Source organism: Leisingera aquimarina DSM 24565, from assembly GCF_000473165.1.
Taxonomy (GTDB): domain Bacteria; phylum Pseudomonadota; class Alphaproteobacteria; order Rhodobacterales; family Rhodobacteraceae; genus Leisingera; species Leisingera aquimarina.
Genome location: NZ_KI421504.1, coordinates 1856804 through 1875546 on the forward strand (window position 1 = coordinate 1856804; position 18743 = coordinate 1875546).

Below are 18743 nucleotides of genomic sequence, written 5' to 3' on the forward strand. Positions count from 1 at the left end.
AACACGAGTTAGCAAGACCTGCGAGATGATGGTGCAACGGTCAGCCGCAACAATCAGGACACCTCGCCGAATGTCTCGGGCGTCCTTGCCCGCTAAGCCGAATGGGACCTGGTTTGCGGAACCCATCAGGGCCAGCGGCCGAATACCGCGCAAACAGATCCCATGATTAGGGGCAGGATTCATAACCAGTAAATGACTAACGCCGCGCGGGCGATTGCTGACAGGAATACCTCGGGGCACCTGTCGCAGCGTGTTGCGGCGCGCCTCCAGTCCTTGAGCCTGCCGGACATGATCTCGATACGGTTGCGCCGCTTGTAGCGGCGTTTGCCGTATTTCACAGGCTTCTTGCGCTGCTTTCGACCGGGGATACAGCCGCGCTCCTTTGTCTTTTAACGCTTCTCTGAACCCGCCGGCGTCATAGCCGCGGTCCCCAAGCAGCCAACCGGCTTTTGGCAAGCTGCTTAGCAGCGCCCGCGCGCCGATGTCGTCGCTGACCCGCCGCCTGACAGGCGATGTTTGCATCGCCGAGAAGGGGCCCGGCGGTGATAAACAGGCTGAGCGGCCGGCCCTGGCGGTCGCAGATGGCATGCAGCTTCGTGTTCATGCCGCCTTTGGTCCGGCCCCTCTCGGGACATTGCTGCGCAATGCCCTGCCGGGCAAGGGATCAGGCGTCCACGCCCCCCTTTTTCACGCCCGTACCGGTCGCTGTCCGATGGGCTTTCAGATAAGTTGCGTCCACTGCCCGGCAGTCGAAACGCAGTTTCGATGAGAGGGGATCATCACAGTCTTCTCTTCCCTGTGACCGGAGGCCGGCCCGTCCGTCATTCGAGCGAAGATGCCTTTCTCGCTCCAGCGCTTCCACCGGCTGTAAAGCGTTCACCGGGCTGACCGTATTCAGCAGGAGCGTCCCGCCAGCGCAATCCATTGCGGTTGATGAAGGTTCGTCGGGAAAATGATTCACTGGATCGTTTTCTGATCCTCCTCACTCCCGCTCAAAACGCGCCGGTCATCAACGCGAGGCTTGCCGTGGGACCTGGGAAAGAAGGGTTCAAGACGCGCCATCTGCGCGTCGCCCAGCCAGAAAAGATCAGACATGCACACCGCTCGTTTTCGAGCTCTGAATCACACGGCAAATCGGAAATCAATGCATCCTGACCCTAGGGGCGCAGAGCGGAGTAGGCTGCGCCATGCCAATGATAGGAGAACTGGTCATGTCGTACTCACTCAATACGCCGAAATCTGTTCAATACGACCGCAGGCTTGTCCTTGCGATCGAGTTGAGCAGCAAGTTTTGGGTCCTGGCGGCACAAGTGCCTGGTCTGCCGCAATCTAAGACCAGAAATATGATCGCACCTGACAAGCCGGCCCTTGAAACGGCAATCGATGGGTATCGGACCCGTGCCGCCGCCGCTGGCTCTCGAGTCGATCGTGTGATCGCGATTTATGAAGCTGGATGGTGCGGATTCTGGCTGGCGCGATGCGTCCGCGAGCGAACGGAGTTGATCTCCGAGCGGATCGGCCTGACCAGCCGGATCGGCGCCGTCTGGCGGCATTAGGCGTCGAGGGTTGCAATCCGCTCCTCCAGAGCCGCCGGCATCGATTGGTGGATTCGCGCACCGGGCTCGGTGAGCCGCTGCCGCCGAACGCATTTGCAAAGATTGACCGGCTATTGAGCGGGCTCGAGCTCGTACTCAGCCAGGTCGCTCAACTGGAACGGGAGCGTGATGCCGTGGTTAAGGAACCCGCTGCGGATGAGGCCGGAAAAATGATCCAGCAGCTTTGCCGGTTGCGCGGTATGGGGGTGCAGAGTGCCACCGTGCTGGTGCGCGAAGCTTTCGTGCGCCGCTTTGCCAATGGCAAGGCGTTGGGATCGTATGCAGGCCTTACGGCGACGCCCTGCAACAGCGGCGGAGTGGAACGTGAGCAAGGGATCGGGAAAGCCGGAAACAGGCGGCTTAGAACGGCGATGGCCGAACTGGCGTGGCTCTGCCTGCGCTGCCAGCCCGGCGCCGCGCAGGTTACCCGGTTCCGGGAGCGAACAGGCCAGACCGGCCGGCGCGTGCGTAAGGTGATGATCGTTGCGCTTGCCCGAAAGCTGCTGATTGCCCTTTGGCGGTTTGCCACTGTTGGAGTGGTCCCGCAGGGAGCGGCCATGGAACCCGCCGGCTGACAGTTAATGAGATCAGGCTGCATTGCAACGGCATGGCGGCTTGGTGGCCGAGGGAACGCCGCCGTTGTCCGGCGTGGCACAATAGATGCCGTTTTCGCAGAGTGGTGCCGTTCTTTTAGGGTTCTCCGGTCCCGAATACGGGACAGTGGTTGGGAGGCTGGTCCCGCCGGATGCGGGGTTTGCAGACAGGGGGCCGCCGAAACAGAGCTCACTTCGAGCGCCGATGAAGAAATTATACCATTGACGGAGACATCATCATGTGAGGCCGGACACACAGCTGCTTCAGACCAAGGCACAGGCCGCCTCAGCAAGGACTTGCTTTGCAGGAACCATCCACACAAGATATTCGCATGCTTCATGTAGCACGATCAGCATTGGGCACCGCAGGCCCCCCTTACCATATCCGGCTTTTCGCATACTCCGTATAGCCGGCGTCATAGGCCTCGGCTTCGAACCCTGCTTCCTGCTCTTTCAGGAACTGGCCTGCGGTTGGCACGTCAGGGCGGCCTGCATCCGCATCCCACAGGCGCGCGCGCAAAATGGCCTTGGCGCATTGAAAGTACAGCTCTTCGACGGTGATCACCGCCACCGTGGCAGGCCGCAGGCTCTTGCGCTCAAAGGCGGCGCGGGCGGTGTCATCCGCCGTCAGGAAGGCGGTGCCGTTCACCCGCACCACATTGTTGCTGCCTGGCACCATGAACATCAGGCTGACACGGCGGTCGCGCACGATGTTGCGCAGCGAATCAAGCCGGTTGTTGCCGCGCCAATCCGGCAGCCACAGGGTCTGCTCATCCGCGATATGCACCACCGGGCCGTCATCTCCGCGCGGGCTGGCGTCGGTGCCTTCGGGGCCAAGGGTGGACAGCACCAGGAAGCGGGAGGCCTCAATCCAGCGCTGGTACAGAGGCGTCAGGCGGGTAGCGACTTTGCTCAGCGACCGCGGCACCGGGGTGCCGTAGATGTGCTCAAGTGTTTCGGTATCGGTGATTTTCTGCATGCTCTGGCCTCCTTTTGGGTGCAGGATATCTTGCCCTTCTGCGCCAATGGGGTCAGTTTTGGCTCAAATGGGCCAGAATGCGGATATCCGCCGGCGGGGGTGGTCTTCGTCTGATGCGGTGCAGACGCTGCCGCATGGGGTGGCGTCTTATGCGCGCTGCTACAAAGACGGCTATGTCTCCAGCTGGCATGATCACCCGCGCCACCAGTTGGTTTATGCAGTGGCCGGGCTGATGATGGCTGAGGCCGATGGCACCAGCTGGGCGGTGCCTGCGGGGGCCGGGCTGATCGTGCCTGCGGCCATGCTGCATGAGATTCGGATGGTGGGAGAGGTGCAGCTGCAATCCTTGTACATTGATCCGGCGGAAACCGGCGCTGGGGCGATGGCGGTTTGCCGCGCGGTGACGGTCCCGCCGCTGCTGGCCGGGCTGATCAAGGCGCTTTGCTCGATGGGCAATCCCTGGCCGCTGCCGCCCCGGGCGCATCACCTGAGCCAGCTGATCCTGATCGAACTGGGGGCCGCGCCAGACACGCCGCTGGCCTTGCCGTACCCGCCTGACGTGCGGCTGCGCCGGGTGTGCGATGCGCTGATGGCGGATCCCGGCAATGTCCAGACAATTGACCATTGGGCGGCGCTGGCAGGAATGAGCCGCCGCTCGTTTACCCGGGCATTTCAGCGGCAGACCGGCCGCAGCTTCGGCCAGTGGCGGGAGCGGCTGCGTTGCCAGATCGCTTTACGGGCGCAGGCGCGGGGCGAGGAGATGGACCGGGTCGCCCGCGATCTTGGCTATGCCAGCCGCTACGCGCTGCAGTCGATGATGCGGCGGCTGGTGTAGGCAGAACCGGCCGGTTGCCTTTTCACAACTCTTGCGGGATATGGGCCGGAATGGCCTTTTCCGGAGCCTGAACTGGCGCGTTTCAACTGCTAGCCGTTTATTTTTGGCTCGGCTCCGGATTCGGACTGTTGAGCATGAAATCCACGGAGTTACATGATGAAAAAGACTTTCCTTTTGTTGCCCTTGCTGGCCCTGGCTGCCTGCGGTGACGAATTCAGCTACCCGTCGCAGTTGGAAAAGCAGTCGCAGGCGGCAGCGCAGGCCGCCGCCACCCCGGTTGACCAGATCCTCCTTGAGCGCGGAGCAAGCATCAATGGCGGCACCTTCCAGGTGCTTGGTCCGGTGAAGACGTCGGTGGGCAAGCCAACCGCCTTCCATCCGGCGCCGACTGTTGCCGATGCGGAGCAGAAGCTGCGTATTGAGGCAGCAAAGCTGGGAGCAGACGCGGTGATCAATGCTGAGATCGGCGACGTTGGCATCTGCCCGCTCAGCTGGGGTTGCCGGGCTGCCAGCGGCACTGCGGTCAGGCTGAGCTACTGATGCAAAGGCAGCGGCATCAGGATGCTGCCGCACGCATGAATTTTATGGAACCGCTGCCCGGAAGGGCGGCGGTTTCCCGTATTGATTTCCATAATCGCACTGCGGGCGGCGATGTGGCAGGTTGCGCCGGAATTGAGGTGAGTGAGGCAGCCATGAAATTCATCCGCGATGTGATTGCGCAGTTGGAAACCCCGCGCGAGGCGCGGCCCTTGGGCAGCGGCTGGCTGTCGGGAACCATGGCGCTGCTGGCTGCTGTCACAGGGCTGCTGCTGGTGCTGCTGCGCTGGTACCCCGAGACGTTCTCGTATCCGCAGCTCGGTTTTATACATTCCAGCGGCTATGTTACAGCCTTTCTGCGCTTTGTGCTGCTGGCGGGTTACGCTCTGTCCTTGCTGAGCCTGATCCTGAGCCGCCAGAAGGCGCTGGGCTGGGCGGCCTTGGGCTTGTCAGTTGTGGCTTCTTTGATGGCGACGGCGCAACCGCAGCACGCAGGTGGCACTCCGCAGAGCCTTTATTTCGGGCTTGACTACTTCATCGTCAACGTTCTGCTGGTCGGCTTTCTGTTTGTACCGCTGGAACGGTTCTTTGCAGCGCGGCGCGAGCAGACGGTTTTCCGCACCGAATGGCGCGAGGACATGTTCTATTATCTTGTCAGCTCAATGCTGGTGCAGGTGCTGACCTTCCTGACACTGGCGCCTGCAAACTATGTCAATGCGAACGCGGATCTGGAGGGCATCCGCGCCCATATCACCAATCTGCCGTTTGCGGTGCAGGTGCTGATCGTGATGGCGGCAACGGATTTCGTTCAGTACTGGGTGCACCGGGCTTTTCATACGTTTCCGGCGCTGTGGCATTTCCATGCCATCCACCATTCCGCCAAGAAAATGGACTGGCTGGCCGGCGCACGGATGCATTTCATCGAAATCGCGGTGCTGCGCGGGCTGACGGCGGTGCCGATGTTTACGCTGGGCTTCAAACCGGAAGCGATCCAGGGCTATCTGCTGATCGTCTATTTCTACTCCAGCTTCATCCACGCCAATATCGGCTGGAAGCTTGGGTCCCTGGAGCGGTTCCTGGTCACCCCGCGCTATCACCACTGGCATCACGGCAGCGAGCGGGCGGCGATCGACATCAACTATGCCTCTCATTTTCCGCTCTATGACTGGCTGTTCGGCACCCATCACCTGCCGGAGGAAGCCTGGCCATCAAAATACGGGGTGGCTGGGGATACGGTGCCAAACGGCTACTGGCGGCAGTTCCTGTATCCGTTCAATCGGAAACGCTGGAAAAAGCGGCAGGACAGCGGCGGACAGGGCTGAGTTTCAGAGGCTCTTGCCATCAAAAATCTCCACCGGCAGGTGCAAAGTATCCGATCCGCCGATGCACCCCAGGTTGATACGGTAAGTGCCGGGCGACAGGCGCGGCTCGACAAAGGTGTGGATGCCGCAGATGCCGCAGAAATGGTGCTGCGCCGCCATTGTGCCGAACCTGTAAGTCTTCAGCACATCGCCAGCCGCGGTGATTTCCATGTCATCTTGCACCACCTTGAACCGGGTCAGATAGGCGGTCTTACGGATGCAAATTGAGCAGTCGCATTGCATCGCGCAGGTGATTTCCGGCCCACGAAAGGAAAATCGGACAGCGCCGCAATGGCAGCTGCCGGAGTAGGTTTTCATGGCTTGCCTCTGTTTGTTGGGGGAACAGAGCAAGCTTGGCAGGGCAGCCGCGTCCTGTGCAAGCGGTTTGTGCGGTTTTGACGCCGCTCGGCCTCAGGCGGCAATTCCGTGCGGGCCGTGGCGGATAATGGCCCATTGGCCATAGCTGTCATCCAATTCCAACTTGATCGCCGCGGTGGATTTGGTGGAGCCGCTGCCAATCTCGGCCAGGGTGAACTCAATGCCGCCGGGGATGTCGATGCGGACCCGGTGCTCGCCGCCGCCATGCGGGGCCTGGATCGGGCGGCCGGTCGCGTGCAACAGGTTCTCGATGTCCACTTTGGCGGTGCGGTTTTCGATGTCGGCCTGATAGTCGATCCGCTTGATCAACGTTTCGTGCACAGTGTCGCACATGGCGCGGAACACCCACCAGTGGGTGGCTTCTTCATCCGTTTCGCCGCCGAGCATCACAGTGGAAAGCGCTTCGTGCTGAGCGTCGCTGGCACGGTCGTCGACAATCAGCTGCAATGCACCCTTGCCCTCGAAGATCGGGCCTGGCCAAGCGTAAAGAACGGCGGCGCGGGTGCCAGTGAGGTCGATCTCGCCGAAATGGCCCTTGTCTATGTGGATCACCTCGAACCCGGTGCAATTGCCATGGGTGGGCAGATCCTCGAACTGGCAGGGGCAGCCGTAGTTGCAGTTACAGTTCCCGAAGCTGCGGCCTTCGATGTACCAATCCACATGCGTCATGACTGTCTCCTCCGGTTCTGCTGCCAACTGGGATGCGCGGTGCCGCGCGTCGCAAGTGTAACATAAAACCGGCGTCTTTGCCGGATAGCGGGTCAGGGGCGGCCCGGCGCTGCTGCTGTGCTTGGAAAACTGGCGATCATAGGCAAGCGTGAAACCGTAGGTGTGGACCGACACGACGGAGGTGACCGTCAGGTTGGCTGCGCTATGGCTTTCAGCAGAGCAACGCGCTGGCGGGTGTGGACGTGGTCTGGACCTCCCAGCGGGTGCTGGGGCAGGCCGGGCAATGGCTGCGGCAGCATCTGCTGAAGCTGCCGCAGGAAGCCTGGTGGGGCTGAGAGCGGTTAGTTGTTTTGCTTTCTACGGGCAACCGTTGCCGCCATCGCATCCCTTTGTGGGCGAATTCTGGACGTATCCCAATCCGTGGCCAGATGCCTGCGCCCTTCTTCGATGATGTTCATAGCAGCTTCATGTTTTCGTTGAGAAATGTAGATTGCAGCGATTTGCTCCAATACTCCATGATAGGGCGCAGGCTGGTCGAGAGGTGCGGGTCGGAACTCTTCAAGACGTTGCAGGAGCCTTGCAAGTTTTGGGTCTCCCTTACCCATTTGAACCTGAAGGTTTTCGAGGCTGCTGATCAGGCTTTGCTTGTGCACATTGTTTTCTGCTCCCGTTTTGGGATGGGTCTCAATTGCTGCGATCAGATGCGCATCGGCTTTGTTCAGTTGCCCGTCCCTCATTTCGATCCGGGCCATAGCAGCTGATAGCTCCCAAGCGGCTGCTTTTACAGCGGGACTTGCATCGTTCACCGATGCTTGCACTTTCGCTGCAATGCTGCGGGCCTCATCAAGCTTGTCGACGTCCAAAAGCAGGTACAGAAAGCTGACGGTATGAGCCACGTGTTCCGGACTTGTGGGCTGGGTAGAGCCTAGCCGGACGGCCTCACGAAAAAGAAGTTCCGCTTCTTCGTAGTTTTCAGGATACTCCAAAGTTTCCAAAGCCTCTTTGGCCTTGGAGTAGAGGCGCTTGGCTTCGCTGAATACTGCGGTCATAAATTTGGTCTCCAAGAAATTGGCGCCACTATCCAAGCGACCTCAGGCATCTTTGGGGCAAAGTTCGGGTGGTCCCGAGACCTGTGTTGGTGGAGGTCTGCAGGTATCGCTGTGGCAGTCCGGCCTTTAGCACTTTGCAAGATGAGATCATAAACACACCCGCCCGCCCGCCATCCGTCCTGGCCCTCTTGCTTTCGCCGGCCCTTGTGGTAGCAGAGCACAAGCAGAATTCGAGGGGCCGTTATGGACGATCTTAAAGCCAAATACCTGGGTCAGATTGCAGAGGCCGCGGACGAGTCCGTACTGGAAGCGATCCGCCTTGCCGCTGTCGGCAAGAAGGGCGAAGTGGCGCTGAAGATGCGCGAGCTGGGTAAGATGACCCCGGAAGAACGTCAGGTCGCAGGCCCGGCGCTGAACGCGTTGAAGGATGAGATCAACTCGGCCCTGGCGGCCAAGAAATCCGGGCTGGAAGATGCCGCCCTGGATGAGCGCCTGCGCACCGAATGGCTGGACGTCACTCTGCCGTCGCGCCCGTCGCGTCAGGGCAGCCTGCATCCGATCAGCCAGGTGCAGGAAGAGATCACCGCGATCTTTGCCGAGCTGGGCTTTTCCGTGGCCGAAGGCCCGCGGATTGACACCGACTGGTACAACTTCGATGCGCTGAACATCCCTGGCCACCACCCGGCGCGCGCCGAGATGGACACGTTCTATATGCACCGCGCGGAAGGCGACGACCGCCCGCCGCATGTGCTGCGCACCCATACCTCGCCGGTGCAGATCCGCTCGATGGAGAAGATGGGCGCGCCGCTGCGCATCATCTGTCCCGGCGGCGTTTACCGGGCCGATTACGACCAGACCCACACGCCGATGTTCCACCAGGTCGAAGGCCTGGCGCTGGACAAGGACATCTCGATGGCGAACCTCAAGTGGGTGCTGGAGGAATTCGTCAAATCCTTCTTCGAGGTGGACGACGTCGAGCTGCGCTTTCGCGCCTCGCATTTCCCCTTCACCGAGCCGTCGGCCGAGGTCGACATCCGCTGCTCCTGGGAGGGCGGTGCGCTGAAGATCGGCGAGGGCGATGACTGGATGGAAATCCTCGGCTCCGGCATGGTGCACCCCAAGGTGATTGCGGCCGGCGGCATCGACCCGGAGATCTATCAGGGCTTTGCCTTCGGCATCGGCATCGACCGCCTGGCGATGCTGAAATACGGCATCCCCGACCTGCGCGCCTTCTTTGACAGCGACCTGCGCTGGCTGCGCCACTACGGCTTCCAGAGCCTGGACATGCCGGCGCTGCATGGCGGTTTGTCGCGGTGAGCGAAAAGAGGTGGGGGTTTACTGAAGTTAGCAGTGGCCGCTACCTCTGTCAGGAGCATGGCGGGTATTGTGACGCTAGTGATAGCTATCTGAACAAATGCCCGATTTGCACGCCGGGGGACGAGGCATCCAAAGTCTACAATCCAGTTCAGAGACTTCTTCGTGTTATAAACGGATTGCAAGAACGCTCGAAAAGAAACCTTACTCTGGCCACGAGTGTTTTTGGGGGGCTGAGTGTTCTCAAATTACTTCAGAGGGCAGTTCCGGCTGAAGAGGCGCTTGACGGGTACTCATTGTTTTTCACCGGTGAGGTATCGGGTGGTTTCCTCGTCATTACGGCATTGTTTTTGCTCTTGGCGATAGCGCTTTTCGCCGCCTCTATGGCTCAAGTCACCGTTGTGGAGAAAGACTGGGTACCGGCAAAAACCATTTCTGAATGGGAGCATTTCCTAGCAGCAAAACTGGGAAACATGGAGTTTCTGCATAGGTGGGCAGGGAGAAGCTTTGTAATTAGCGTCTTGGTTTTTGCTGCTGCGATTTTGCTTCAGTTTCTCTGCTAGGTGCGAGTTCACTGATCCGCGCTGTGGTGCGAAATATGAGGGCTGTGAAGGTTTTTCAGAATCAGCGCGGAATCAAGGCCGAGAGGCCGCCGCGCCATCGCCTGACCGCCCGCACGGGCAGGCGATTTGGGGCCGCCAGCGCAAAGCTTGATATTCTACGGGTTTGGCCGGCATAAACTGCCAAACACAAACGTTGGATCGCCAGCCCGCGGTCAGGCGATGGCGCGGCTTGCAGGCTCCTGTTGATCCCACAAACATGTGACGTGACACTTGGCCTTCCTTGGCTAATCTCGGGCAAATGATCCGAGCAGTTCTTTCCTTCTCCGCCGCCCTCCTGTGGGCCTCCGCCGTTGCGGCGATGGGACCGTCGCAAGCCTCTGACTGCCATGGCGAAACCGCCTGCCCGCTGGGCGAACGTTCTTATCACGTGATGGAGCCGCAGGGCTGGGATGGGGTCTCGCCCTTGCCGGTGCTCCTGCATTTCCATGGCTGGGCGCGGACCGGGGTCAATGCGCAGCGCAGCGGCCGGATTGGCGCCTCCACCAAGCGCCGCGGTGTGTTGCTGGTGACGCCGAACGGGCGGCGCAAGACCTGGGATTTCTGGTCTGCGGAGACGGAAGACGTCGCCTTCACCAACCAGGTTCTGGAAGACGTCGCCAAACGCTATCCTGTTGATATGCAAAAGATCTATGTTTCGGGCTACTCCTATGGCTCGGCTATGGCCTGGCGCTATGCTTGCCAAAGCGGCAACCAGGTGGCGGCGCTGCTGGGTATTGCCGGGGCGTTCCCGCCGGGGGAGACCTGCCCCGAGGCCCCGCGCGAGGTGCGGCACGTGCATGGGGTGAGCGACACGGTGATGCCCTTTCCAAATGACAGGCTGGGCGGGCGGGCCGCGCCGATGGGGCTGTGGCGCGCCAGGCTCGACTGCGGCGTCGGGCAGCCTGCAGGCGACTGGCAGGTGGTGGAGTTCCTGAAACTCAGCCGCACCGAATGGCGCGATTGCGCCGGAGGGCAGGTAGTGCTGGACACCCATCCCGGCGGCCATTTCATCCCGCATGGCTGGATCGGGCGGCAATTGGACGAGCTTTTGGGGCGCACTCCCAGCTATCCGTGACTGCAAGGACGCTCGCGCCCTTGAACCTTGGCGCATTCTTTGTCATTGCCTCTGGCAAACTGCATGTCTGCCAAGGGGTCCCCGACCGATGAAATTCACGCTTTCCTGGCTGAAAGACCACCTCGACACCGACGCCTCGGTGGAAGAGATCACTGATGCCCTGACCGATTTGGGCCTTGAGGTTGAAGGGGTCGTCAATCCGGGCGATGCGCTGAAGGATTTCAAGCTTGGCTATGTGAAACACGCCGAGAAGCACCCCGACGCCGACAAGCTGCGGGTTTGCAAGGTGGACACGGATGAGGGCGAACTGCAGATCATCTGCGGCGCGCCCAACGCGCGGGAAGGCATCACTGTCGTGGTGTGCAAGCCGGGCATGTATATCCCGGGGCTGGATATCACCATCGGTGTCGGCAAGATCCGCGGTGTCGAGAGCTTTGGCATGATGGCCTCCGAGCGCGAGCTGCAGCTGTCGGAAGAGCATGACGGCATCATCGAGCTGCCCTCAGGCGCGGTTGGCGACCGGTTCATCGATTGGCTGGCAGAGAATGATCCGGCCAAGGTGGACCCGGTGATCGAGATTGCGATCACCCCGAACCGCCCCGATGCGCTGGGCGTTTACGGCATTGCCCGCGATCTGGCAGCGCGCGGCCTGGGCACCCTGAAAACCCGCGCGTTTGAGGCGGTGCCGGGTGATTTTGCAAGCCCGATCAAGGTGACCATCGATGCGGACACGCTGGACGGCTGCCCGCTGTTTGCCGGCCGGGTGATCAAGGGCGTGAAAAACGGCCCCAGCCCGCAGTGGCTGCAGGACCGGCTGAAGGCGATCGGCTTGCGGCCGATTTCTGCGCTGGTGGATATCACCAACTTCTTCACCTTTGATCAGAACCGCCCGCTGCATGTGTTTGATGCCGCCAAGGTCTCGGGCGACCTGCGGGTTCACCGCGCGGCTGGCGGCGAGACCCTGAAGGCGCTGGACGAGAAGGAATACACATTCGGCACAGGCCAGATGGTGATCTCGGACGCGAACGGCCCCGAAAGCATCGGCGGCATCATGGGCGGCGAAGAAACCGGCTGCACCGAGGAAACCGTGGATGTGTTCCTGGAGAGCGCGTTCTGGGATCACGTGCAGATTGCCATGGCGGGCCGGGCACTGAAAATCAATTCGGATGCACGCTACCGCTTTGAGCGCGGCGTGGATCCGGAATACACCATCGAAGGCCTGCACCGGGCGACCCAGATGATCTTGGACCTCTGCGGCGGGGAGCCCTCCGAGGTGGTGATCGCCGGTGACGTGCCGGATCATTCGCGGGCCTACAAGCTGGATTCCGGCCGGGTGCAGTCGCTGGTCGGGATGGAGATCCCGGAAAGCGACCAGCGCCAGACCCTGACCCGCCTGGGCTTCCGCCTGGAGGGCAACATGGCGCATGTGCCGAGCTGGCGCCCGGATGTGCAGGGCGAAGCCGACCTGGTGGAAGAGGTGGCGCGGATTGCCTCGCTGACTAAGCTGCAAGGGAAGCCGCTGCCGCGCCTGACCGACGGCATTCCGAAACCGGTGATGACCCCGCAGCAGCGCCGCCAGCAGATGGCGCGCCGCACTTGCGCCAGTCTCGGCTATAATGAGGTAGTGAGCTACACCTTCATCGACAAACCCTCGGCTGCGCTGTTCGGCGGCGGTGGGGATGCGACCATGCTGGCGAACCCGATCTCAACCGAAATGTCGCATATGCGCCCGGCGCTGCTGCCGGGTCTGTTGCAGGCGGCGGCCCGCAATCAGGCGCGTGGTTACATGGATCTGGCCCTGTTTGAGGCGGGTCCGGCCTTCCACGGCGGTGAGCCGGGCGAGCAGCACAATCTGATTTCGGGTCTGCTGGTGGGCCGCACCGGCCCGAAGGACGTGCATGGCGCGTCGCGCGCCGTTGATCTCTATGATGCCAAGGCTGATATCGAGGCGGTTCTGGCTGCCATCGGCGCGCCGGCCAAGGTGCAGATCCTGCGCGGGGCGCAGTCCTGGTGGCATCCGGGCCGTCATGGACGCATCTGCCTGGGGCCGAAGAAGACGCTTGGCGTGTTTGGCGAACTGCATCCCAAGGTGCTGAAAGAGATGGGGATCAAAGGTGCGGCTGTGGGTTTTACCATCTGGCCGGATGAGATCCCTATGCCGCGTAAATCCGGCGCCAGCCGCCCGGCGCTGGACATCAGCGACCTGCAAGCGGTGGAGCGGGACTTTGCCTTTGTTGTTGATGCTGAGGTTGAGGCGCTGACCCTGGTCAATGCCGCGGCTGGAGCTGATAAAGCGCTGATTGCAGATGTGCGCGTCTTTGACGAATTCATCGGCGGTTCCCTGGGCGAGGGCAAGAAGTCGCTGGCGATCACTGTGCGGCTGCAGCCCAGCGACAAGACGCTGAAGGAAAAGGACATTGAAGCGGTGAGCGGCAAAATCATCGCCAAGGTGACCAAGGCCACTGGTGGCACCTTGCGGGGCTAACGCCGGGACCAAGACTTTTGAGAAAAAGTTTTGGCAAAAGTTGTCGAAAACTTTTGGGCAGCGCACCCGTTGGGGCGCTGCCTTTCTTCGTCACTTGCGGGTGAGAAACTCGGCCAACAGATCGAACACCAGCCGGATCCGGCGGCTGGTGTGCAGCTCGCGGTGGGTCGTGAGCCAGACTGGAAACACAATCGGCTCCATGCCAGGCAGCAGGCGCTCTACCTCCGGTGCGGCGGCTGCGACACTATCCATCATCGGGCAGACGCCAAACCCCTGTTTCACCAGCTCCCACGAGGCCAGCCCGCTGGTGGACTTGATGCGGAAATTGTCAGGCGTCAGGGGAATGCCCAGAGGCGCCATGAATGCGATCGAGCGTTCCACATCGGCAAAGCCTACGAAATCATGGTTTGCCAGATCTGCTGGCGACACAGGGCGGCCGCGCCGTTCCAGATAGCTGGCGGCGGCATAGAAGTGGGCGGTGGCTTCCTGCACCAGACGGGCGATCAGCTCGGGCTGTTCGGGGCGGACGTGGCGGATGGCGATATCAGCCTCGCGCCGCATCAGGTCGCGGATGTCATTGGCGGCGACCACGTCGATGGTGAGCCGGGGCGCGCGCCGGTGCAGCTGGTGCAGCACCGGCGGCAGCACATGGGCGGACATCACATCCGAGGCGGTGATCCGCACCGTGCCGTCGATGGATTGCGCCTGGCTGGTGGCGGCCAGACACAACCCATCGGCCGCCGCTCCCATCTTGCGGCTGTGTGAGAGCAGCTCATGCCCCGCCGCGGTCAGAGCCAGGGTGCGGCCCAAACGCTCGAACAGCAAAACACCCAGCTCGCCTTCAAGGGCGGCCACCTGGCGCGACAAAGTAGGCTGGGTGAGGCCCAGCCGGCGTGCTGCCGCCGACAACGAGCCGGTTTCAGCGGTGGCCAGAAAGGCGCGGATATGGTTCCAGTCGGGGTTTTCCATGCAAATACGTATAACAACCTTGCGGATTTCGGCAATTTATCTGTGGTTCCTGCATGGGTAGGGTTCCGGCAACCAAGGAGATCCGCGATGACAGCCGACGCCCGATTTTGGAATAAGATCGCCCCGAAATACGCCAAATCAGAGATCCGCGACGAAGACGCCTACCGCTATGCACTGGAGCGGACCCGGTCTTATTTGAAACCGGAGGACAGCGTGCTTGAACTGGGCTGCGGCACCGGATCTACCGCGATTGAGCTGGCGCGCAGTGTGTCCAAAATCACTGCAACGGACTTGTCGGAAGCAATGCTGGACGTGGGCCGCGAGCGGGCCTGGGATGCGGGCGCGGGCAATGTGGAGTTTCAATGCAGCAGCGCCGGTCAAGCGCCGGAAGGCCCGTTTGATGCGATTCTGGCGCATAACCTGCTGCATTTGCTGCCGGATCTGGCGTTAGTTCTGGACGGTGTGGTGGTGCGGCTGGCGCCCGGTGGGTTGTTCATCTCCAAAACCCCCTGTCTGGGAGAGATGCGCGGCAGCTGGAAATACCGGATGTTTCAGGTCGCCATCCCGCTGATGCGGCTGGCGGGATATGCGCCCAGCTATGTGGATTTCATCGATATCCGCACCCTGGAGGCGGCGGTGCAGCGGGCCGGGTTCGACATCATTGAGACCGGCAATTACCCGGCGGACACACCGGGCCGCTATGTTGTGGCGCGGCGGCGCTGAGCCTTTGCTTTTTGCCTGCCAGCCCTAAGTTACAGGGCGGAGGCTTTGATGTTCGAGGACCGGATTTCCGCCGGGCTTCAGCTGGCCGGGCAATTGGCTGAACTGCCAGTGAGAGACCCCGTGGTGCTGGCGCTGCCGCGCGGCGGGGCACCTGTTGCGCTGCCGGTAGCACAGGCTTTGCAGGCGCCGATGGACCTGCTTCTGGTGCGCAAGATCGGCATGCCGTCAAACCCCGAGCTTGCGGCCGGCGCGCTGGCGGAGGGCAGTAACCCCATATTTAACAATGCACTGCTGCAGATTGCGGGCCTGAGGCCGGAGGATTTTGCATCCCAGGTTGCGCAGGCGCGGGAGGAGAACGCCGCCCGCCGCGCACGCTATCTGAAGGGGCGGGCATCGGTTGAGCTGGGGGGGCGCACGGCGATCGTGGTGGATGACGGCATTGCCACCGGCGCGACCTTCATGGCGGCGCATATCTGGCTTAAGGAGCGCCATCCTGCCGGTGTTATCCTGGCTGTCCCCGTGGCGCCGCCGGAAGCGGTGGACGAATTGCGCCCGCTGGTGGATACTGTGATCTGCTTGCTGAGCCCGGAGGAATTCCAGGCCGTCGGCGTGCATTACAGGGATTTTAGGCAAACCAGCGACGCAGAGGTCATGGCCGCACTGGCCGCGGCCCCGCCGGCTGGCGCAGGAAAGGACAGAACGTGGCATTGAAGGTTTATCTCTCGGGCGAGATTCACACCGATTGGCGGGAGCAGATCATCGAAGGCGCACAAGGGCTGGAAGTGAGCTTCAATGCGCCGGTCACAGATCACGGCGCCAGCGACGATTGCGGCGTGGCGGTTCTGGGCGCCGAGGAGAACAAATACTGGCATGACCACAAGGGTGCGATGGTCAACGCGATCCGCACCCGCAAGGGGATTGCCGATGCCGATGTGGTGGTTGTGCGCTTTGGCGATAAATACAAACAGTGGAATGCGGCCTTTGATGCGGGTTATGCCGCAGCGCTTGGCAAGTCGGTTATTGTCCTTAGCCCGCCGGAGCATCAGCACGCTCTGAAAGAAGTCCACGCAGCGGCGCTGGCGGTGGCGGAAGAGCCGCGCCAGGTCGTTGAAATCCTGACCTATGTGCTGACCGGAAAACTGCCTGCATGACGCCTCCGGTTCTGGAGACGGAACGGCTGATCCTGCGCCCGCACCGGGTGCAGGATTTTGCCGATGTGGCGGCCTTGTGGGCCAATCCCGATACAGTGCGGTTTATCCAGCCTGCAATCGAGACGCCGGAGGGTGCCTGGGCCAAGCTGATGTTTCATCACGGCCACTGGCTGGCGATGGGGTTCGGGGTCTGGGTGATCACCGGGCGCAGCAGCGGGCGGTATCTGGGCGAAACGGGTTTTTTCGTCACGCCGCGCCAGTGCGACCCGCTGTTGGGCGATGCGGTTGAGGCAAGCTGGGTGCTGGCGCCGGAGGCACAGGGCCGGGGGATCGCGGCGGAGGCGGTGCTGCGGACCCATGCCTGGGCGGATGCGGCCGGGCTTTGGACGGAAACTGTCTGCCTGCTGAACCCGGAGAATGCCGCGTCACGCAGGCTGGCGGCGAAGGCTGGTTACAAGCTGCGCCAGGAGGTGCAGTACCGGGGCGGCAAGTCGCTGGTGATGGCGCGTGCCGTTGGGCAGCTTTAGCGGGGCAGCGGCAGGCTCCCGCCCCTGAAGGCGCTACCAGAGGAAGCGCGTTACAGCGTTGGGCACAGCGCCGCGCGATGCGCGGCGCGGGCCGGGAGCTGCCGGTGTCAGCGTCCTTTGCAGAATCCGGCTGAACCTTGCTGGATTTTATTTGCGCCGGTTTTGCGAATTGCGGTGCGTCTCAACGGTTCATTAACGCCGGGCAGCCAAACTGGTCTCTTAACGCACGACGACTCTACGTAAAGCACCGCGCGCCGGACGCGCGCGGTGCCTGGGAAGACCGCATGACGAACCGTCGCAGATCTGTTTTGCAAATCACCCCGCTGATCGAGGACGCGGGCCTGTTCAAGCGCGAGGTGCGGGATGTGCCGTTGGAGCTGGTGCCGGTGATCAGCCGGAACAACCGCGGTGATCTGGTGGTGAAGGGGATTGTTCAGCCGGATGCGGAGATCGAGGTGGTCTTTGCCGGACGCCGCATGCGCGAGGCTGCGGGGCTGGTGGCGCAATTGAAGAAGCTGCGGGTGCAGGGGGTGCGTACAGCGATGAACGGCCACGAGGCGATGAACAATATCCGGCGCCTGCGGCTGCCGGTCCAGGTGCGCGGCACCTGGCGGCTGCGTTTCGATCGCGATGCGTCCGGCTGGGAGGTCAAGAGCTATCAGCTGCTGGCCGCGCAATGGGCCTTTGCCGATGCCGATGGGTATACTGTTCTGTGCGGCTGGCCGCCCGCCGAGCCGGAAGACAGATTGCAGGACCGCGCCCGCGCCGCGCGGGCCCAACTGGCCGCGGCACGGGCTGCGCAGGCGGCGCGGACCGGCTAGGCCTTCTGCAAACGGGGCTGCACCACACAAACGCCCCGCCAGAGGCGGGGCGCCGGGCTCAACGGGATGAGGCCTGTCAGGGCCGAAGACGGGCGGGAGGGCCTCAGCCCGTCTTCTTGATTTCCACAGAATGCGGATAGGGAATAGAAATGCCCTTGGCGTCGAAAGCCTCTTTCACACCCTGTGTCAGGGCAAATTTCACTTCCCAGTAATCCGCCGCTTCACACCAGACACGGGCCGTCAGATCGACGGAACTGTCCCCCAGATTGGTCACCCGCACCCAAGGTTCCGGATCTTGCAGCACCCGCGCGTCGGTGCTGGCCTGTTCGAGTATAATCGACTTGGCAGTATCAGCGCTGTCGCCGTAATCGATGCCGAACACCATGTCGACACGGCGGGTGTCGTGATGCGAAAAATTGGTGATGATCGCGCCCCAGGCCTGGCCGTTCGGTACGATGATTTGCACGTTGTCCGGCGTGGCCAGTTCAGTAATGAACAGGTTCAGATCCTTCACCGTACCGGAGGTGCCGCCGATATCAACAAACTGGCCGATTTTGTAGGGGCGGAACAGGATCAGCATAAATCCAGCAGCCAGATCGCTGAGCGTGCCCTGCAGCGCCAGACCGATCGCCAGGGTCGCCGCACCCAGCATTGCGACCAGGCTGGTGGCCTCGATGCCGAAGATGCCAAGCACGGCGACCAGCACCACAAGCAGCAGCACCCAGCGCACGACGCTGGCGGCGAAATTGCCCAATGTCGGGTCGATCTGCGGCGTCTTGTTGATGCGGCGGCGCACCGCGCTGCTGATCCAGCCGGCAGCAATCCAGCCCAGGATCAGCACCACCAGCGCTTTGGCGCCGTTTACAATCAGCGGCCAATAGGCCCCCGCCTGCTCAATCATTTGTTCCATGTCCGTTGTCCCAACCGGTTTCTTTAAATGCGCCCGAATGTCCCGGAATCGGTGCGCTGTGGCAATAGCGCACAGCGGGGAAAGTTCCGGCGGTCGAGGCTCAACCTGAAGGGGAAAGCTGGTTTCGTGCCGTAGGATCGTGCGGACGTGCACGGAAATTGCCAGGCGGC

18 protein-coding genes and 2 pseudogenes are annotated in these 18743 nt (G+C 61.9%); 13 read left to right on the forward strand and 7 right to left on the reverse strand.

All coding sequences use genetic code 11. The features are described 5' to 3' along the window. Positions 1-179 precede the first annotated feature (179 nt). A pseudogene (locus AQUI_RS30000) lies at positions 180-1095 on the reverse strand (IS5 family transposase). Positions 1096-1211: 116 nt separating this feature from the next. On the opposite strand from AQUI_RS30000, the pseudogene AQUI_RS30005 reads away from it, so the two are divergent. Then, positions 1212-2170 (forward strand): annotated as a pseudogene (locus AQUI_RS30005) (transposase). A gap of 394 nt (positions 2171-2564) precedes the next feature. On the opposite strand, the gene AQUI_RS0113235 reads toward AQUI_RS30005, so the two are convergent. Then, on the reverse strand, positions 2565-3167 hold the full coding sequence (locus AQUI_RS0113235; protein ID WP_027257933.1) for a pyridoxamine 5'-phosphate oxidase family protein: 603 nt from the start codon (positions 3165-3167) through the stop codon (positions 2565-2567). 67 nt (positions 3168-3234) lie between these two features. Between AQUI_RS0113235 and AQUI_RS0113240 the strand changes: the two genes are divergently transcribed. The 3 genes from AQUI_RS0113240 (at position 3235) to AQUI_RS27940 (ending at position 5861) form a co-directional block, all read left to right on the forward strand. Further along, entirely contained in the window at positions 3235-4002 is a 768-nt protein-coding gene (locus tag AQUI_RS0113240; RefSeq protein ID WP_051371894.1) for an AraC family transcriptional regulator, read from the forward strand. A gap of 156 nt (positions 4003-4158) precedes the next feature. Beyond that, complete coding sequence (locus AQUI_RS0113245) at positions 4159-4542, forward strand: hypothetical protein (RefSeq protein ID WP_156916827.1); 384 nt, start codon at positions 4159-4161, stop codon at positions 4540-4542. Between the two features lie 152 nt (positions 4543-4694). Next, on the forward strand, positions 4695-5861 hold the full coding sequence (locus AQUI_RS27940) for a sterol desaturase family protein (protein ID WP_035920315.1): 1167 nt from the start codon (positions 4695-4697) through the stop codon (positions 5859-5861). Between the two features lie 3 nt (positions 5862-5864). Here the strand turns inward: AQUI_RS27940 and AQUI_RS0113255 are convergent, their stop codons facing one another. From AQUI_RS0113255 to AQUI_RS0113270, 3 genes are all read right to left on the reverse strand, one after another. Then, positions 5865-6218: a GFA family protein gene (locus tag AQUI_RS0113255; RefSeq protein ID WP_027257936.1), complete on the reverse strand. Its 354-nt coding sequence runs from the start codon at positions 6216-6218 to the stop codon at positions 5865-5867. Between the two features lie 93 nt (positions 6219-6311). Next, positions 6312-6947, reverse strand: coding sequence for a DUF1326 domain-containing protein (locus AQUI_RS0113260; RefSeq protein ID WP_027257937.1), 636 nt, complete (start codon positions 6945-6947; stop codon positions 6312-6314). 341 nt (positions 6948-7288) lie between these two features. Beyond that, positions 7289-7996: a hypothetical protein gene (locus tag AQUI_RS0113270; RefSeq protein ID WP_027257938.1), complete on the reverse strand. Its 708-nt coding sequence runs from the start codon at positions 7994-7996 to the stop codon at positions 7289-7291. A gap of 243 nt (positions 7997-8239) precedes the next feature. On the opposite strand from AQUI_RS0113270, the gene pheS reads away from it, so the two are divergent. The 4 genes from pheS to pheT all read left to right on the forward strand — a co-directional run bounded on the left by pheS (position 8240) and on the right by pheT (position 13472). Continuing rightward, positions 8240-9313 (forward strand): phenylalanine--tRNA ligase subunit alpha, encoded by a 1074-nt coding sequence (pheS, locus tag AQUI_RS0113275; protein ID WP_027257939.1) that lies wholly within the window; start codon positions 8240-8242, stop codon positions 9311-9313. Beyond that, complete coding sequence (locus tag AQUI_RS0113280; protein ID WP_156916828.1) at positions 9310-9873, forward strand: hypothetical protein; 564 nt, start codon at positions 9310-9312, stop codon at positions 9871-9873. The genes pheS and AQUI_RS0113280 overlap by 4 nt, the downstream gene beginning before the upstream one ends. Positions 9874-10171: 298 nt before the next feature. Continuing rightward, the gene (locus tag AQUI_RS0113285; RefSeq protein ID WP_027257941.1) at positions 10172-10987 is read left to right on the forward strand and encodes a CE1 family esterase; all 816 of its coding nucleotides are present in this window, start codon (positions 10172-10174) and stop codon (positions 10985-10987) included. 88 nt (positions 10988-11075) lie between these two features. Beyond that, positions 11076-13472 carry a phenylalanine--tRNA ligase subunit beta gene (gene pheT / locus AQUI_RS0113290; protein ID WP_027257942.1) on the forward strand — a complete coding sequence of 799 codons (2397 nt, stop codon included), beginning with the start codon at positions 11076-11078 and terminating at the stop codon, positions 13470-13472. 90 nt (positions 13473-13562) lie between these two features. Here the strand turns inward: pheT and AQUI_RS0113295 are convergent, their stop codons facing one another. Further along, positions 13563-14441: a LysR family transcriptional regulator gene (locus AQUI_RS0113295; protein ID WP_027257943.1), complete on the reverse strand. Its 879-nt coding sequence runs from the start codon at positions 14439-14441 to the stop codon at positions 13563-13565. Positions 14442-14528: 87 nt separating this feature from the next. Here AQUI_RS0113295 and AQUI_RS0113300 point away from each other — a divergent pair, with 87 nt between their 5' ends. The 5 genes from AQUI_RS0113300 to AQUI_RS0113320 all read left to right on the forward strand — a co-directional run bounded on the left by AQUI_RS0113300 (position 14529) and on the right by AQUI_RS0113320 (position 17663). Further along, entirely contained in the window at positions 14529-15164 is a 636-nt protein-coding gene (locus AQUI_RS0113300; protein WP_027257944.1) for a class I SAM-dependent methyltransferase, read from the forward strand. 48 nt (positions 15165-15212) lie between these two features. Next, entirely contained in the window at positions 15213-15875 is a 663-nt protein-coding gene (locus AQUI_RS27945; RefSeq protein WP_035919963.1) for a phosphoribosyltransferase, read from the forward strand. Next, positions 15866-16315, forward strand: a complete 450-nt coding sequence (locus tag AQUI_RS0113310) for a YtoQ family protein (protein WP_027257945.1) — start codon at positions 15866-15868, stop codon at positions 16313-16315. The genes AQUI_RS27945 and AQUI_RS0113310 overlap by 10 nt, the downstream gene beginning before the upstream one ends. Continuing rightward, on the forward strand, positions 16312-16842 hold the full coding sequence (locus AQUI_RS0113315) for a GNAT family N-acetyltransferase (protein WP_027257946.1): 531 nt from the start codon (positions 16312-16314) through the stop codon (positions 16840-16842). Before AQUI_RS0113310 ends, AQUI_RS0113315 begins: the two co-directional genes overlap by 4 nt. Before the next feature lie 284 nt (positions 16843-17126). After that, on the forward strand, positions 17127-17663 hold the full coding sequence (locus AQUI_RS0113320; RefSeq protein WP_027257947.1) for a hypothetical protein: 537 nt from the start codon (positions 17127-17129) through the stop codon (positions 17661-17663). Between the two features lie 103 nt (positions 17664-17766). Here AQUI_RS0113320 and AQUI_RS0113325 read toward each other — a convergent pair whose 3' ends face one another. After that, positions 17767-18573 (reverse strand): mechanosensitive ion channel family protein, encoded by an 807-nt coding sequence (locus tag AQUI_RS0113325; RefSeq protein ID WP_027257948.1) that lies wholly within the window; start codon positions 18571-18573, stop codon positions 17767-17769. Positions 18574-18743: the final 170 nt, after the last annotated feature.

What these genes read in the sequence shown, in the direction of transcription:
- AQUI_RS0113295 (WP_027257943.1), bottom strand. Translation starts at nt 14,441, where the DNA reads ATGGAAAACCCCGACTGGAACCATATCCGCGCCTTTCTGGCCACCGCT.
- AQUI_RS0113300 (WP_027257944.1), top strand. Translation starts at nt 14,529, where the DNA reads ATGACAGCCGACGCCCGATTTTGGAATAAGATCGCCCCGAAATACGCC.
- AQUI_RS0113315 (WP_027257946.1), top strand. Translation starts at nt 16,312, where the DNA reads ATGACGCCTCCGGTTCTGGAGACGGAACGGCTGATCCTGCGCCCGCAC.
- AQUI_RS0113240 (WP_051371894.1), top strand. Translation starts at nt 3,235, where the DNA reads ATGGGCCAGAATGCGGATATCCGCCGGCGGGGGTGGTCTTCGTCTGAT.
- AQUI_RS0113245 (WP_156916827.1), top strand. Translation starts at nt 4,159, where the DNA reads ATGAAAAAGACTTTCCTTTTGTTGCCCTTGCTGGCCCTGGCTGCCTGC.
- AQUI_RS0113270 (WP_027257938.1), bottom strand. Translation starts at nt 7,996, where the DNA reads ATGACCGCAGTATTCAGCGAAGCCAAGCGCCTCTACTCCAAGGCCAAA.
- AQUI_RS0113320 (WP_027257947.1), top strand. Translation starts at nt 17,127, where the DNA reads ATGACGAACCGTCGCAGATCTGTTTTGCAAATCACCCCGCTGATCGAG.
- pheT (WP_027257942.1), top strand. Translation starts at nt 11,076, where the DNA reads ATGAAATTCACGCTTTCCTGGCTGAAAGACCACCTCGACACCGACGCC.
- AQUI_RS27940 (WP_035920315.1), top strand. Translation starts at nt 4,695, where the DNA reads ATGAAATTCATCCGCGATGTGATTGCGCAGTTGGAAACCCCGCGCGAG.
- AQUI_RS0113260 (WP_027257937.1), bottom strand. Translation starts at nt 6,947, where the DNA reads ATGACGCATGTGGATTGGTACATCGAAGGCCGCAGCTTCGGGAACTGT.
- AQUI_RS0113285 (WP_027257941.1), top strand. Translation starts at nt 10,172, where the DNA reads ATGATCCGAGCAGTTCTTTCCTTCTCCGCCGCCCTCCTGTGGGCCTCC.
- AQUI_RS0113235 (WP_027257933.1), bottom strand. Translation starts at nt 3,167, where the DNA reads ATGCAGAAAATCACCGATACCGAAACACTTGAGCACATCTACGGCACC.
- AQUI_RS0113325 (WP_027257948.1), bottom strand. Translation starts at nt 18,573, where the DNA reads ATGGAACAAATGATTGAGCAGGCGGGGGCCTATTGGCCGCTGATTGTA.
- AQUI_RS27945 (WP_035919963.1), top strand. Translation starts at nt 15,213, where the DNA reads ATGTTCGAGGACCGGATTTCCGCCGGGCTTCAGCTGGCCGGGCAATTG.
- pheS (WP_027257939.1), top strand. Translation starts at nt 8,240, where the DNA reads ATGGACGATCTTAAAGCCAAATACCTGGGTCAGATTGCAGAGGCCGCG.
- AQUI_RS0113255 (WP_027257936.1), bottom strand. Translation starts at nt 6,218, where the DNA reads ATGAAAACCTACTCCGGCAGCTGCCATTGCGGCGCTGTCCGATTTTCC.